Raw genomic sequence first — 14,235 nt, 5'->3', positions numbered from 1 at the left:
TTATAGTTGTCCTGAGTTCTTACAGCTTATAATACCACCATAGGGACATATACATTTTGATACGTCTGATAATGGTTTTTTATCCAATATTTTGATCTTTGGTACAGCCTTGATCCAAGTCAATGGAACACCTGAAAGTTCAAGATTTAAACGGCAGATTCCTTTCAGTGCGCACAATCCAAAATGAGAGATATTCAATCCTGCAACATTGTCTTTATCAGTTGCAAACTTTCCCTCCCGGAGCTTGATCTTCGGATTGGAAGTAACAATCAACGTTGATGTCAGTAAGCCCTTGTCACAATCCAGAATCGCCTGGTCTTTTAGATATTCCATTTTAGGTCAATTTAACTTCAATTCCACCTTTCACATTTATATTCTTGTCATTACTGATCGTAATATCACCTCCTTTGGCCGTGATGTCGATCGTACCTGAACCACCTCCCTTTTCAGAGGGCGTAGCATTTATCGCCAGATTGTTGCTTCCTGTAACAGTGATGTCCTTTCCGGTCAAGCTGATTGTACCGTCTTCTTTCATTTTCAGAGAACTGTTTCCGATAGTAATTGTTAGGCTCTTTTTTCCCTTAAAATTGATATTACCCTCATCATCCATTTCAAAAATCGAAGTCGCAGGACTGTTTTCTTTTGCACCTACATTGATGGAACTTGTACTGCCAGCATTGACAACATGATTTAAATTAGCATCAGTAGTGGCATTGCCCGTTCCGTCAAAATACATATTTGCGCCACCTTTGTCTTTAAGATTTATTGAACCTGCACCATTATCATATTTTAGTTCTGTTCCACTCCTTCCACTAAAAGACATAATATTGTTTCCTGTTCCTCCACCAGCTCCAATGCCACCGTGGAAAAGACCACCCATAACAAAAGGTCGGTCAGGATGCTGGTAGACGAAATTTACCATCACCTGATCTCCTACCTCTGGAACTGACATAAAGCCCCTATTCGTTTTCACATCATCACTGCTTCCTGCATCAGGTGACATGACCCGGATAAACTCGGAGCAATCCGTCCCCTGTTGCCAGTCGAATTGAACCTGAACTCTTCCCTGGTTTAATGGATCTGTATTGGATACCACCTTTCCAAATTGCGGTTCAGCTTTTGGGGCAATAAATTCTGGTCGGGGGATATAACCCGAATCAGCGGCTATAGCCTCAAAACGCCCGCTATAGTATCCCCTTGCATCAACTTCATGTAAGACTTCCGTTAATAACAATCGGGTAAAATATGACGTCTCGCTGGTTTCTGCTTTTCGCATTTCCATGTCCGCTATACAACCCGGATAGAGGAACGGTACAGTGGATATTCCGGTAGTAACAAATACCTCCGCAGCCTTGCTGCCAGCAGTACCCTTCTGTGAAGCTTCAACATCCAAAAATGAATTTGCCTTTATCGGTGCTATACGCAATGAAGGAGTTTTAAAAGTGTTAGCAGAGATTTCATAGGCTCGCTGAGCGATATCTGAAGTATGTTTAATAGCTGGATCTCCTCCGGTCAATTTCTCATTCTTACGGCTATTGTAACCGTAGAAAGAAGGCTTGACATGCTGGGCTTTCATGCTTATTTTCACATCACTGAGATTCCTGCCGTATACTAGCTTTACAGGGTTTTCAGCTGGCGGAAGCTTTCCAAAATGCAATACCTCTCCATCATAGAAGAACTGTTCTCCATAAGCCTCCGCCATCCGCCCCAAATAGTTATAATGCGTTTCTTCATATTGAGAACTGTAACTTATGTTCCCGTAGTTCGCATCAATCCTGAAATCAAACTTATTGGGATCAAGTCCCTCGTTTATAACTTGTTGGGCAATACTATTGAGACTAATTTCCTGACTTCCCCCAAAACTTTGCGTATGGGGTGCAGCGTCCAACAAAATTGTCGGGCTTTCACCAATAAGGACTATATTACCCAAACTTCCCTGATCCTGACTGAAACCGACCTCAGTCACAACCCCTACAAAATTTCTTTCAGGGCTTTCTTCTACATCTTTATATCTGAAAACAACGGTAATCCGTTTTCCAAGGAAATTTTGAGCCTCTTCTAAATTGTGGTTTTCAGCATCGCCCAATGTGTCGTGCGCTAAGGTCAACTCAAAGGTATGGTGCTTTACGGCACTCTGTGTAAGCTTGAAATGCTTGAAGAATCGAATGGTGGTGCCTTCAACCACGATTTCAAGCTTCACCAGCCTGTTCAGCCCATTTACTTCATTTTCCGAAATCGCTCCAGCATTATAAATTTTTGAAGTAGGCTGGTTCTTCCATAGCTTCCCTTTAGTAAGCGACCTTTCGTTATTCTGCATTGGCTTATCAAAAAAAGTCTTTGCCCCTGCATTCTCAGGCTGTGAAGAAAAAACAGTAGTTGAACTGCTACTTTCTCCTCCTCCTGTTGACGAATCTATATGATCCATGTCTTTCTGAAACATACATATCTATTTTTTCATTTATATAATTACGGTGATATTCTCCCTGAGCGCGGTGAGACTTTTTGTTCAGCTACGTCGTCCGATCTATTTTTTTCCTTATTTGGGATAAAGGAATTAAGTGACTGTACTGAGATGAATTCGTACAAATTTCAATAGGATTGAAACTCCATTCTATGTGCAGGGTTGCACGTCTATACTAAATAAATATATATTCTTTTTCATAAATTAATGTGATTTTGGTTTTGCAATATAGTATATTGAAAAATCACGGCAAAATGATTTACCCACTTTTTTGAAAAGTGTCGTAATTTTACTATCCCCTATCTATCAATGATTTAAATCCAAAATATTGGAGTTAATTGACAGCAATAGGCTATTTATATAGGTGTATTTTGAAGCTGCTCCTTATCCTTTTCAATTTTTTCAACCCTATATACGTAAACTTTGATCGGCTGTCCTAATTCGTCCGTTCCTACATATTCAAAAAGTTCAAAATGACGGGGTATTGGTTCCTTCACAACACGACCAGTCCATGTGATAGTGCATTGATCTTTCATAAGAGGCTAAATATATTATATATAATATAAGGATAATTACGGAAATCCGTAAGGTAAATTGCGAATTTTATTCATTTACGGATATAGGAGCGCTACCCAGTTCAGATTTGACTTTGTGTAGATATTGTGTAAAACTCATACCATTTATCTGCTGGAATACTTTTGAAAAATTAGTCCTGGATGAAATTCCACACATTTTTGAGAGTGTGTCACTGGTATACTTATGGTATTCTTTATCGGTGTCAAGTTTCTTAGTAATGTAGGAAATCCGCAACTCGCAGAGATATAGATGAAAATTTGCGCCCCTATGTGCCTGAATAATTTCGGATAGATAATTGTGGTTTACACCAAAACTTTTGGCCATTGATTTGAGCTTGATATGCTCATTAAGATATTCGTGATTTGCTTCAAATTCACTCAGCTTCCGAAGAACATCCTCAACAATACCATTACCTATATCGGTTTTCCTGTAAGTTCGCATCCTGAATGCTCCTTCCTCTTCCATATTTAAGGTACCACCTGCGAGGTTAATCCCTAAAATGCTATTCCGACCAATAACCGTCTTTCTGGACCTCAGCCTTAAAAGCAGATAGAACGCTCCAAAGGAAAAAATAAATAATAGGATCACATATACAGTTCCTCTAATCCAGGATATCCGCTGTAATTTGTCCTTCTCCTGTAAAAGTTTATCAGCATCATACTCATGATGGATTTTTGAAGACAGATAAACGAAATCCTCTTCAAGAATTTTATCGACTTTAAGAAGCTGTCTGGTATAGTATAATGATTTTGCACTGTCTTTATTATCTGCATAATAATTTATCAGATCGACATATATATGTCTTACTTCCGGCAGAACAAAATTATGCTTTACGAAAATTGAATCTATCTTTTCAAAATCCCTGATCGCTTCTCTGGTATTTCCCTGCTCCCACTTCGCTCTGCCGAGGTACGAGTATGATACGGTCAACCAGGCGAAGTCATTGACCTGGATAAGCTCTGCTAAAGAATTGTTCAACATTTTGACCGCATTGCCATAATGCTTGTTTCGGAATTCACGAATGCCCTCTTCTTTGAGGAAATAACTGTATTCCTGCTTGTAATCCGCATTTTTCGATGATCCTGCAAGCCCTACCGCTATCAGCGAATCAGCCTTTTTATTATCATCCAGTTTGCGGTAACATACGATCATTTGATGGATCGTATTCAAATACCCTCTTTGATTCCCATACATCAAATTTGGGTGCTGATACTTCTTGATCTCACCCTCAAAAAAAGCTCTGCCCTCCTCAAAATTATTAAGAGCCTCCTTATAATAACCTATATAGCTTTTAACAACTCCTATGTGGTAATTAAGTTTGTTTCTGTAATATGGATCTTTATTGCTTTTATTCTTCTCAAAAGCTTTCAAATATTCATTTAGGGCGAGCTTATATTTTTTGAGATAAAAGTAATAAACCACTCCTTTACTCATGTACGCACTGCTCAATAAACTATCGTTCCTAATTGCCTTTGCAACATAAATTGCACTGTCTGCATATTTCAGTTTGATCTGCGGATCAGCCGAGTAATAGCGGGCGTCCTTGTAACCAAGAAACAGCTGGGTATGATTATTCTCCGATTTTGCCTTTTGGATAAGCTTTCCTACCAGCGGAAGTGCTGCTGCATCATTTTCCGGTAGGTTCTCGTATTGACGTTGGATGAGATAAAAATCGCTCAGCTTTTCTTGCTGGGCAAACAGCAATTCGCACAGAAAAAGTAATATGATTGATAAAAAATGAATTTGTGGGCGGTTCATGGCTAAGTATTACTATAAAATTAAGAAAATTTCTCATATACCACACAACCCAAATTCATCGCTACGTGAAAAAGCATTTTACAAATTAGCGAACTATATATCAGCGCATTATGAAATTAAACATCAAAATTGCAAGTGTGAATTTGCGTTCTAATACATGTGAATGGTTTCTAATACACTTCAAAAATGCCCCCAATACCACATTTTTTTTCAAAAATATTAGGTGACTTTTTCTCAATTATTTACATCTGCTGCAGTGGGTAATTCATTGATGTGCATTTGATAACTGAGACCACAAGTTGTTTTAACCTATCACAAAGACTGATAATTTGGACCACAGAATTCAACCACGTCTCGGCCGAGATAATCTAAAAAATTTTACAATGAAAAAAACAACGGTTATCTCAATATCGATAATCCTTTTCATCCTTTGCACATTACAATCTTGCAGACAGGATGAAATGGAAATAGTGCCAGAAGAAAACAGTCTGGCAGAAAAAGAAAATCAGCAAAAGCTCTATTTAAAAACAGAGAATGACACTTTGCAAACGACGTCAAACTTAAGTTTTGACGCCGACGGAAATGAGATCAAAGATCCACCACCAAAAGATAAAGATCAATGGAAACATTAAGTGTGAATTTTTTCTAATACAGTGTGCATTTGCATTTTGAGACAACAAGTTCTTGCATTTCAGCCAAAAGGCATTCTAAATTTGATGAAATAGAAATTTTGAAAATAGATTTTTAAATCCTCGAAAATGCATGCGACCAGTTAAGGCATTTATGACAACCACTAAATAACCACATCATGAGAATTAAGAACATCATTTCAGAACTGATCATATTTATCCTCATTCTTGTATGGGCGTACACTTTCGCCAGTAAAATCTTTGATTTTGACACATTCAATAGACAGATAAAAGGGGCTTACCTGCTATCTGCAGGAGGGGCTGTCCTACCTTACATTTTACAGGCTGTACACCTCGGGATTGTCATACTACTATTAAACAAGAACTGGAGAAGGTTGGGATTATTAACTTCCCTTTCTATCATGATCCTTTATACTGCTTACCTAATTTACATTTTAAAATTTGCATCGAGCATCCCATGCTCATGTATTGCAGTTTTCAAAGGAATGAATTGGAACGACCAGCTGTATTTTAATTTCATTGCCTTTGCAATTAACATTATTGGTCTGATCACTTTTTTTTCGCTAAGGCGAGCCCCACACAATAGTGTTCAGACCACTTATAACTAAACTAATAACCAAACAGGAGACGCCGAAAACCTGAACAAAGAGTAGGCAAAAAACTAACCAAAGTTTAGCTTTTTGATTTATAAAAGCACCAAACATCATGAAATCACTAAGAATTACATTAGGAGTTGCAGCAATTGCAATCGGAAGTTTCGCAGCTTTCTCTTTTGCTCCGGCAAACACAGTGAATGAAGATGAGACAGGAATTTTTTACGCGAATCCGGATGGATCAATGGGAGATCCAGTCGGGGCGACAAACGAATGTAAATTGTCTGGTCCAATATGTTCTCAGGAGTACGATTTGCAGACTGAAGAACCGACCGGAAATAATATTGTTCATGGGGTTAGACAACCTTAGAATTGACTTAAACAAAATTAACAAGAAAAGGGCTTGCATTTTGCAACCCTTTTCTTTTACTCAAAAAGAAAGTATACTAAATACAGGTTTATTTTATGTAAATCCCGATGGGACCATTGATGACAGTTACTGTTTGAAATATCTTCTCTGAATTTAATTATAATAGCTTTTTAATATATGATTTGAATTCCTCAAAATGATTTAACGGATTTGGCGGAACACCGACTAAGTTTCCATTTTTGTCTAAGACTATTAACGAAGGATAGGATGGTATCTTTGCAAATTCAATAATAGGATGATTAAATCGTTGATCTTGAGTATAAAGTTGTAATGAACTTTTACTTGAATATTCTCCAATTCCAATTTTCCAAATTTCCGCTTTATCGACGTTTATTGAAATAAATTGAATTCCATCATTTTTAATTTCCTCCTCAACTTTTTCCAAAACAGGACTTATAAGTTTACAACCGGGACATCCAGTGAACCAAAAATCTAGTACAATGATCTTACCGTTGAAATCTTCGAGCTTATGTAACTTTCCAGTGGTATCTGGTAAGGCAAATTTATAAAATGGTTTACCTGGTTGAAGGTACTGTTCTACCTGTTTATATTCCTGCACTATCCTTTTGTAAAAGTTATTTTTTTTGTTAGCATGGGATATATAAAAGTCATACATATTTTTTGATATTTGATTATCCCAATGCTCTTTAAAGATATCTATAGCTAAATCGGAAAGTAAATAATCGCGAATTTCAGGTTTATTAACGAATTGTTTAACAATTAAGCGATTATACTGCAGGGGTTCAGCGAAACGATCAATGTTATCCCCGCCTGCGTTTCTATTTAAAAGGCTTATATAATTAGGGATCAGACGAAAACCGCCAAAATACTCAATCGTGGTGCTGTTAAATAGCGGCAACATTCTTTTCTTGTTTAGAATATATTTTTTAAATAAAATTAATGTAGAATCACTCTTATTTTGTAAGGAGTGGATCATAATCATATCCAATGCTTGATCCACAAGTTGTGCGTGTAATAGTTGATTATCACGAGAAGAAGGCTTTTTAATTTTCTGAAATTCAGAGTCAATTACATCCAATGACCGATCCACCTCTAAGAATTTTTCCGTTACAGTTTGTTTATTATAAGTTTTTCTGAATAACCGATTTGCATATACTTTTCTTATTATATCTCTAAATAATATAATTCTCTCAGCACCTACGCCATCAACCTCCATATTTACTAATCCTAATTTCTTAAGATTTGGGACTGTGAAATTCAAACTGTCACCCGGATTTATGATAATACTGAATGTACCGGGTGAAAAGGCAATGCGATTATTAAAATATATTGTTGCTAGCGATGTTCTATTTAAAGTGAAACTGAATTTAAAATTGCCATCCTTGGTAGGCATCGAAAATTCTTTTGAAGTTCTTATTGCTGACATCCCATCAATTATTAATAAATCAATATTAAGCACAGAATCCTGCCAATTTTTAATAGTGCCCGCTATCACAGTTTGTTTCTGGCAATAAGAGAAATGTACTTTTAATAAAAACAATGCAACAAAAAATAGTATTTTTTTCATGATGACTTTTAAATTTTTGGAAACAAACTAATTTTGTTCTATACCGCTATAATTAATAATATATTGTGGTATGGGTAAAATATATCGTTTATCATTTGGTGGCAATGTATAAACGTTTTCGCCAACAATCCTTGTTAGAGTTTTGGCATATCTTGGCTCCTTATTAAGTCTCTTTAAATCTTGAAAACGCAAACCTCTTTTCAATAGCTCTTTTCTTCTTTCTATTAAAATGATATCAAGTGCTTGAATATCTGATTCGGCAGTTAACGGAACAAATTTTCCATTTTTAAATCTTGTCTTCAACAAAGTGTTAAGCAATTGCATAGCTCTATCCTTATTCTTAAGTCTAGCAGCACATTCTGCGGCTATTAAAAAGACTTCATCAATTGCTGTGCATGACATTTCGTTGGACAGCAAAGAACCTCGCCATACCATTTTTCCATTTTGAAATTTGAAGAAAAGTGTTTTTCTTAAATCGTTCTCACCGTAAAGATTATACAATTCGTCAGGTATAATTGAAGAAGCTCCTGTCGTTTCAGCATTTCGTGTCATTTGAATCTGAATGTGCATTTCTTTACTTTTTGCCAAAAGTGGATATGAATCTGTAGCATTAAATGAGTTATAATCATCTAGCTTTGAATTAAGTTCAAGTGATTTATCCGCTACTTCATATGCCATATGATAATCATTCATATATAGATATGTCCTTGCCAACAATGCATATGCACCAGCATTCGTGATATGAGTTGGAGAAATTGCATTGTTTGGCAATAGAATCGCTGACTCATTAAGATCTTGTATAATACGTAGATAGGTTTCAGCCAATGTGTTCCTAAAAATAGGCTCATTAATATCTTCATCTAATTTTAGTGGAATTCCTAGATCTATATCAGCAGTGGATGAATCGTAATATTTACAAAAAGTCATGGCCAAATTTAAAAAAGCACGCGAACGATGATATAATGCGGTGCCCTTTATACGGTCATATAGTCCGGCATTGACATCAGTCCTTTTAATATTTGAAAGTGCTTTTAGCGTGACATTGCAGGTTTGTACCTGTGCATAAGCATAATCCCATTCCTCCTCATAGAGTACTGATCCTAATTTGGGGAACTCATCCACAGTCCATGTTAATAACTTACGGCTAAAATCATAATACAATGAATTGTATTGTTCCACAGTAACTTCAAAATCGTCACAAGAACCTTCCATAGAACCTCGACCGTCACGGGCGAACAAGGTTGTATTCATTAATAAGTCCAAATCGGTCAATGTTGTAGGTACAATCAACTTAATATCCTGCTTCTCTTCTAGCCATTCTTTCGAACATGCAGATAATAATATTACCGTTAATATTATTAGTGATTTTATTATATTCTTCATAGGATTAATTCTTACAGGTTACAATTTAGTCCCAGCGCAATTGTGCGTGGAGGTTTTGTCGTTGGAAAATCGGGATCGAGATTAACCTTGTTTGCCTTCCAAATCATGCAGACGTTATTTACATAAGCAAAGAAACGTACATTCTTAAGATGAAGACTTCTTAGAATATTTGGCGATAATGCATAGGAAAGATTTATATCTTGAAGCCGTATGTGATCACCTTTACTGACCAATACTTCTGAATTTCGGTAAAACTGATCCGCAACGTTTACGGCAGGATACGTCAGTGCGGGAACATTGGTCTTTAGCTCATCGCCAGGATTCTGCCATCTATCATTATAATCGCCATTAATCCCATAGCTATTATAGAGAGCTGAATACATAATTGAATTCCTTCTAAAATAATACCCAAAACGATATGTTATATTAAAGGAAAAATCAAAACCTTTGTAGCTAAATGTATTACGCAAAGCACCAAAATAAGGTGCTAAAGCATTCCCATTATAAATCAAATTATTTTCTGGATCATCTGATAACTGCTGCGTTATCTTAGCATATTGTGTCGAAGGTTCTCCATCCAAAAATCCCCGTGCCTGACCAGTTTGCGGATCAAGGCCCGCCCAAGGGTAACTATAGATTCCAAAAAGAGATCTTCCCTCAACAGGATTATATAGATTAGTTACTCGACCTAGGCTATTATCAGAAAGAAAGTTTGTGATGGTGCTAGACCTTTTATATTTTGTAACTATATCTTTAGCGTAGGAAAAAATAGCTGTGGTTTTCCAGCTAAAATATTTGTTTTGAACATTGATTGAATTGAGTTCTATATCCACTCCCTTTCCATCCATATTAGCAAGATTTCCACGAAAAGAAGTAAAGCCTGTTGTTGGATCAATATCTCCATTCCCAATTAAATCAGTACCTTTTCGTTTAAAGTATTCAACACTTCCAGAAAACCTATTATTTTGTGATGTGAAATCAACACCGATATTGAACATTCTATTTTTCTCCCAACGTAGTTCATTGTTTGGGGGAGTAACTAAATCTGCGGCAGGTAAACCATTGTCGGGGTTTCTAGTCAACCTTGCAGTTGTATAAGCTGTAGTTGTACGGTCAATATTGCCGCTATAACCAAATGTTGAGCGCAAACTTAATTCCCGTAGAAAATCAAAATTATAGAAGCTCTCTTTATTTATGTTCCACTTAAAACCTGTTGACCATAATGGCACAGATTTTTGGTTGGTATTTACGCCAAAAAGATTTGATTGATCAATCCTTGCACTGGCAGAAACAACGTACCGTAAATCGTAATTGTATGCACCGTTGACATAATAAGATCGTATCCTATCCAAAGTACCTGAATAATTATCATTATTAGGAATTGTTCCAGTAGTTCCTTTTCCATATAATGAAAAGCGTGTCAGGTAATCGACTAAAACACTTGAACCAACATTGGGATCAAAGCCATATTGTCGGGCACTAATACTATTCGCTTTTGTCTCTCTAACTTCAAATCCGGCGATTGCATTCACTTGGTGTTTATTCCACTTTTGATCAAAATTTAGTTGGAAACGTCCATTTAATGAATTGAGTTCACTATTTGTATTATCAAGTCTTCCCCCCATCGGTATATTTCGGGTTAAAACTCCATTACTTATTGTTGTATACCTATTAATTTGATCGCGCATTGCATAGCTATCCTGATCAAAGAAACTCCTACGTCTTCCTTGCTGATTTTCGTACTGAAAACGGACTTCAGCTGACAGAGACGGTATAATTGAATATTTGACAGCAGCATTTAAGCGCATTTCGGATTGCTTAAACTTATTATCTTGTAGTTGTAATTCATCCAAAGGAACAAAATCCCAATTTAGTAATCCTGCCGAAAGTGCTTTTTGCTTTAATACCGTACTATGATCTTTGATAACGACAGCCGGTTCCCCATTGTCATCGACCAACCTTGCATATGGATACATAAGTTCTGCTCCCATGTTGGTTAACATTGATACAACATTGGAAGTAGATTGGTTATTTTGATTATAACTCAATCCCGCACTTATTTCCATTTTTTTTAATGGACGAAATACTTGATTGCTATTTATGCTAACCCTATTAAATCCTTCGCCTTTTTCAGAATTTCTATTTTTATCAAAACCCGAAGAAAAATAGTAGCTATATTTTTCTGACCCCCCACTTATATTTAATGAATATTGTTGTTTTACACTCTCTTGATAAAGATATTTTTTCATATCATCTCGCAGATCATATTTCCTTAATTCATCAATCTGCATCGTAGCATCCTCTGAGGTAATAAGTCCATTCTTTTGATTATTCAAAATTTGAACAACAGGTGAATAAGGTCTATTTGTAGAAGTGTTGCTGATAATCGTATTGTAATATCCTTTATCAAATAACATCTTCTCAATATCAATAAAATCTGTTGATGCTATCTTAGGCAAATAATAAAGATCCGGTTTCTGCCCTATCGTAACATTCGAAGTAAAACCTATGCTCATCGGCTGGTCTGCTCGTCCTTTTTTAGTTTTAATCACGATCACACCATTGCCAGCACGTACTCCCCAGATTGATGCGGCAGCCGCATCTTTTAGAATGTCAATATCCTCAATATCGTTCGGATTGATATTATTGATATCCCCTTCATACGGAAAATTATCAACAACAATCAATGGCTGGTCGTTGCCAAAAATCGTAGCCTGTCCCCTGATCGTTAATTTCGGAGAACCTGAACGTTCGTCAAACAATATAGAAGGTGCTATCCCCTTTAGTCTGCTGATAACATCGGTCGAAACCTGTCTGTTAAAAGTCGCATTATCTACCTTTGAAAAGGAGCCTGTAGCCCTTTCCTTTGGAATAGACTGATACCCACTGGCGACAACACTCACCTCCTCGATCCGGTTGTCATTTGTTGTCAGCACAATCCTGTCAATATTTTTAGCTGCTACCTCTATCCGGCCATATCCTAAATAGGATATCTGCAGATCAGATTCTAAAAAATCATCCGGTATCTCAAAAAATCCTGCACCATCAGAAGTAGCTATAAAGCTCGTTCCTTTAACTTGGATCGTTGCACCTGCCAATGGATTCCCCTTGTCATCGACCACCCTCCCTTTTATTGTTTCCTTATTTTTTGAAGGAGCTATACTATTTCCGTTTGCTGGTTTTTCTTTTAAAATGATAATGCCATCAGCAATCTTGTAAGAGATCGGTTGATCAGCAAACATTTTATTCAGTACCTCGGTAATGTTGGCATTTTTAAGATTAACGGAAATTGGACCAGCTTTTTTTAAAAGTTCTTCACTATAGGCAAAGTCATATTTTGTTGTCTTCCGTATTTCAGAGATGGCCTTAGCCAGTGTCGCTCTCTGTAGCGAAAGGTTGATCTGCTGTGCCTTGATAGCAGTGCCACTAGCAAGAAGCATAAAGAATAGGGTACTCTTTAAGCCTGCACGCAGCAATTTTTTCCTGCCTGAAAACATATCCGCCACCTGCGGAACGTTTTCCCTGTTGGAAAAATCATGTTTTTTCATAGATTTGTGTAGGGTTAATTATTAGTTGCTCGAAACTCTAGTATACAGACCCGATCGCCGGAGTGCGCTAACACTCCGGCATTATTTCAGGCCAACATATGAAACATTAGGTTTTTATTTCTTGATCTCAATCCTCCTTCCGGTCATTTTAAAATTTAAATCAGTAACTTCTCCAAGCGCAAAGAGAACGCTGGTCAATTTTTTATCTCGGCTAATTGTAGCATAGACTTTTGCATTTGGAACATTCTGATAATCCACATCTATATCATACCACCGTTCCAGTTGCCTTAAAACCTCTACCAGTTGCGCGCCATTAAATTGGAATTCATTATCAGTCCATCCAATAAAAGTCTCTGGATCAACTTTTTTCACGTCAATACCACCGAGCACAAACCTCCCCTGCTCCCCAGGTTTCAGTCTCACCATGAGCTCATTCTGTAGATTTCTTAGCTCAACACTTCCGCTAATAAGTGTTGTCCTTGTATACTCCTCATTCGTATAGGAATTGATATTGAACTTCGTTCCAAGAACCTTGACACGTTGGCCTTTTGATTCCACTATAAAAGGACGTGAAGCATTATGTGCCACTTCAAAATAACCTTCTCCCTCAAGTTCAACCAGCCGTTCTGCACCCGCGAACTTTGTAGGATACTTAAGTTTGGATTCAGCATTCAGCCAGACTGTAGTTCCATCCGGTAGGATCGCTTTATATTGACCTTTACGTGGTGTAGTAAGTGTTGCAAATTGCATCTTTGACGGTGAAACAGCTTGGCCATTCAAATAGGTTACACCATCTGCATCGCTCTTCACAGTCTTCCCTTCCAGGTCAATGACCTGACCATCGTCAAAAGTCAGTGTCGCCTGATCCTTGCCCGGATCAATGTCGGCCGTGGCCATATTAACCGTTTCATCAATGACATTTCTGGACTGATGATACCTGTAAAGAAGTATAGTAAGCGAAAAAAACAATAATATCGCAGCAGCAGTAGTCCAAATAATTACACGCTTATAATGGGATTGACGTTTTTTCACTACGCCATGTAATTTTAGAAGTTCTGAGGATGTCGTAGCACTAGCAGCATCCCTTTTTAGAAGTTCCCGAGCAACGTGATCCTTATCTTGTAATTCCTCAAAAAAAGCACGGTTCGCACTGCTCTCGTTGAGCCAGATCTCAATAGTCTTTTCTTCAAGAACAGTCATATCCTCTCCTCTGACAAACTTCGTCAGAAGCGGTACGATCTTTAACTCTTCAAGGATTCTGCGCTCTTCCATTGGTTTCATTTTAAATAGAAACCCGAAAAGATATTG

General features: G+C 37.2%; 11 protein-coding genes. 3 read left to right on the top strand and 8 right to left on the bottom strand.

Features of this window, described 5'->3' with window-relative positions:
• The 4 genes from EL165_RS22575 to EL165_RS22560 all read right to left on the bottom strand — a co-directional run bounded on the left by EL165_RS22575 (position 1) and on the right by EL165_RS22560 (position 4,795).
• Entirely contained in the window at positions 1-333 is a 333-nt protein-coding gene (locus EL165_RS22575; RefSeq protein ID WP_002981387.1) for a DUF4280 domain-containing protein, read from the bottom strand.
• 1 nt (position 334) lies between these two features.
• A complete protein-coding gene (locus EL165_RS22570) occupies positions 335-2,440 on the bottom strand; it encodes a type VI secretion system Vgr family protein (protein ID WP_002981389.1) in 2,106 nt (701 codons plus the stop codon).
• A 377-nt stretch (positions 2,441-2,817) separates the two neighbouring features.
• A complete protein-coding gene (locus tag EL165_RS22565; protein ID WP_002981391.1) occupies positions 2,818-2,997 on the bottom strand; it encodes a hypothetical protein in 180 nt (59 codons plus the stop codon).
• A 67-nt stretch (positions 2,998-3,064) separates the two neighbouring features.
• A complete protein-coding gene (locus tag EL165_RS22560; protein ID WP_002981393.1) occupies positions 3,065-4,795 on the bottom strand; it encodes a helix-turn-helix domain-containing protein in 1,731 nt (576 codons plus the stop codon).
• Positions 4,796-5,178: 383 nt separating this feature from the next.
• Here EL165_RS22560 and EL165_RS22555 point away from each other — a divergent pair, with 383 nt between their 5' ends.
• From EL165_RS22555 to EL165_RS22545, 3 genes are all read left to right on the top strand, one after another.
• The gene (locus EL165_RS22555) at positions 5,179-5,427 is read left to right on the top strand and encodes a hypothetical protein (protein WP_002981395.1); all 249 of its coding nucleotides are present in this window, start codon (positions 5,179-5,181) and stop codon (positions 5,425-5,427) included.
• Between the two features lie 176 nt (positions 5,428-5,603).
• Positions 5,604-6,053: a MauE/DoxX family redox-associated membrane protein gene (locus EL165_RS22550; protein WP_002981397.1), complete on the top strand. Its 450-nt coding sequence runs from the start codon at positions 5,604-5,606 to the stop codon at positions 6,051-6,053.
• 97 nt (positions 6,054-6,150) lie between these two features.
• Positions 6,151-6,408, top strand: a complete 258-nt coding sequence (locus EL165_RS22545; RefSeq protein ID WP_002981399.1) for a hypothetical protein — start codon at positions 6,151-6,153, stop codon at positions 6,406-6,408.
• A gap of 157 nt (positions 6,409-6,565) precedes the next feature.
• Here EL165_RS22545 and EL165_RS22540 read toward each other — a convergent pair whose 3' ends face one another.
• From EL165_RS22540 to EL165_RS22525, 4 genes are all read right to left on the bottom strand, one after another.
• On the bottom strand, positions 6,566-7,996 hold the full coding sequence (locus EL165_RS22540) for a peroxiredoxin family protein (protein ID WP_002981400.1): 1,431 nt from the start codon (positions 7,994-7,996) through the stop codon (positions 6,566-6,568).
• A gap of 27 nt (positions 7,997-8,023) precedes the next feature.
• A complete protein-coding gene (locus EL165_RS22535; RefSeq protein ID WP_002981402.1) occupies positions 8,024-9,379 on the bottom strand; it encodes a RagB/SusD family nutrient uptake outer membrane protein in 1,356 nt (451 codons plus the stop codon).
• A gap of 11 nt (positions 9,380-9,390) precedes the next feature.
• Complete coding sequence (locus EL165_RS22530) at positions 9,391-12,927, bottom strand: SusC/RagA family TonB-linked outer membrane protein (protein WP_002981404.1); 3,537 nt, start codon at positions 12,925-12,927, stop codon at positions 9,391-9,393.
• A 114-nt stretch (positions 12,928-13,041) separates the two neighbouring features.
• The gene (locus tag EL165_RS22525) at positions 13,042-14,199 is read right to left on the bottom strand and encodes a FecR family protein (RefSeq protein WP_164720351.1); all 1,158 of its coding nucleotides are present in this window, start codon (positions 14,197-14,199) and stop codon (positions 13,042-13,044) included.
• Positions 14,200-14,235 lie beyond the last annotated feature (36 nt).

The organism is Chryseobacterium gleum, from assembly GCF_900636535.1.
GTDB lineage: Bacteria > Bacteroidota > Bacteroidia > Flavobacteriales > Weeksellaceae > Chryseobacterium > Chryseobacterium gleum.
The sequence above is the reverse complement of the archived record's forward strand: the minus strand, read 5'-3'. Positions and strand labels throughout refer to the sequence as shown.

What these genes read in the sequence shown, in the direction of transcription:
- EL165_RS22575 (WP_002981387.1), bottom strand. Translation starts at nt 333, where the DNA reads ATGGAATATCTAAAAGACCAGGCGATTCTGGATTGTGACAAGGGCTTA.
- EL165_RS22570 (WP_002981389.1), bottom strand. Translation starts at nt 2,440, where the DNA reads ATGTTTCAGAAAGACATGGATCATATAGATTCGTCAACAGGAGGAGGA.
- EL165_RS22565 (WP_002981391.1), bottom strand. Translation starts at nt 2,997, where the DNA reads ATGAAAGATCAATGCACTATCACATGGACTGGTCGTGTTGTGAAGGAA.
- EL165_RS22560 (WP_002981393.1), bottom strand. Translation starts at nt 4,795, where the DNA reads ATGAACCGCCCACAAATTCATTTTTTATCAATCATATTACTTTTTCTG.
- EL165_RS22555 (WP_002981395.1), top strand. Translation starts at nt 5,179, where the DNA reads ATGAAAAAAACAACGGTTATCTCAATATCGATAATCCTTTTCATCCTT.
- EL165_RS22550 (WP_002981397.1), top strand. Translation starts at nt 5,604, where the DNA reads ATGAGAATTAAGAACATCATTTCAGAACTGATCATATTTATCCTCATT.
- EL165_RS22545 (WP_002981399.1), top strand. Translation starts at nt 6,151, where the DNA reads ATGAAATCACTAAGAATTACATTAGGAGTTGCAGCAATTGCAATCGGA.
- EL165_RS22540 (WP_002981400.1), bottom strand. Translation starts at nt 7,996, where the DNA reads ATGAAAAAAATACTATTTTTTGTTGCATTGTTTTTATTAAAAGTACAT.
- EL165_RS22535 (WP_002981402.1), bottom strand. Translation starts at nt 9,379, where the DNA reads ATGAAGAATATAATAAAATCACTAATAATATTAACGGTAATATTATTA.
- EL165_RS22530 (WP_002981404.1), bottom strand. Translation starts at nt 12,927, where the DNA reads ATGAAAAAACATGATTTTTCCAACAGGGAAAACGTTCCGCAGGTGGCG.
- EL165_RS22525 (WP_164720351.1), bottom strand. Translation starts at nt 14,199, where the DNA reads ATGGAAGAGCGCAGAATCCTTGAAGAGTTAAAGATCGTACCGCTTCTG.